The following is a 1,352-nucleotide window of genomic DNA, read 5'->3' on the forward strand; positions in this document are numbered from 1 at the left end:
GGGGAGGGAACATTGCAGTACCGAAGGTCATGATCTCAAGCTGCCGAGAAAAGCCTCTAGCCAGGCGAAGGTGCCCGTACCGCAAACCGACACAGGTGGGTGGGCTGAGAATGCTAAGGCGCGCGGAAGAACTCTCGTTAAGGAACTCGGCAAAATGACCCCGTAACTTCGGGAGAAGGGGTGCCTCGGTAGGGTGAATAGCCCGAGGGGGCCGCAGTGAAAAGGCCCAAGCGACTGTTTAGCAAAAACACAGGTCTGTGCGAAGCCGCAAGGCGAAGTATACGGGCTGACGCCTGCCCGGTGCTGGAAGGTTAAGGGGAGCGGTTAGGGGCAACCCGAAGCTGTGAACCGAAGCCCCAGTAAACGGCGGCCGTAACTATAACGGTCCTAAGGTAGCGAAATTCCTTGTCAGGTAAATTCTGACCCGCACGAATGGCGTAACGACTTGGGCGCTGTCTCAACGAGAGATCCGGTGAAATTTTAGTACCTGTGAAGATGCAGGTTACCCGCGACGTGACGGAAAGACCCCATGGAGCTTTACTGCAGCTTGATATTGGACTTTGGTACGATCTGTACAGGATAGGTGGGAGCCGGAGAAGTCGGAGCGCCAGCTTCGACGGAGGCGCCGTTGGGATACCACCCTGATCGTATCGGAGTTCTAACCTGCTACCGTAACCCGGTAGAGGGACCGTGTCAGGTGGGCAGTTTGACTGGGGCGGTCGCCTCCTAAAGCGTAACGGAGGCGCCCCAAGGTTCCCTCAGAATGGTTGGAAATCATTCGAAGAGTGCAAAGGCATAAGGGAGCTTGACTGCAAGACCTACAAGTCGAGCAGGGACGAAAGTCGGGCTTAGTGATCCGGTGGTACCGAATGGAAGGGCCATCGCTCAACGGATAAAAGCTACCCTGGGGATAACAGGCTTATCTCCCCCAAGAGTCCACATCGACGGGGAGGTTTGGCACCTCGATGTCGGCTCATCGCATCCTGGGGCTGAAGTAGGTCCCAAGGGTTGGGCTGTTCGCCCATTAAAGCGGTACGCGAGCTGGGTTCAGAACGTCGTGAGACAGTTCGGTCCCTATCTGTCGTGGGCGTAGGAAATTTGAGAGGAGCTGTCCTTAGTACGAGAGGACCGGGATGGACGTACCGCTGGTGTACCAGTTGTCTCGCCAGAGGCATGGCTGGGTAGCTACGTACGGAAGGGATAAGCGCTGAAAGCATCTAAGCGTGAAGCCCCCCTCAAGATGAGATTTCCCAATTCGTAAGACCCCTGGTAGACGACCAGGTTGATAGGTTCGGGGTGGAAGCGCGGCAACGCGTGCAGCTGACGAATACTAATCGGTCGAGGGCTTATCC

At 56.4% G+C, this 1,352-nt stretch carries 1 rRNA gene; it reads left to right on the plus strand.

Features of this window, described 5'->3' with window-relative positions:
• A 23S ribosomal RNA gene (locus FE783_RS37255) occupies nt 1-1,352 on the plus strand; the annotation flags it as partial.

It is taken from the genome of Paenibacillus mesophilus (assembly GCF_005938385.1).
Taxonomy (GTDB): Bacteria; Bacillota; Bacilli; order Paenibacillales; family NBRC-103111; genus Paenibacillus_AB; species Paenibacillus_AB mesophilus.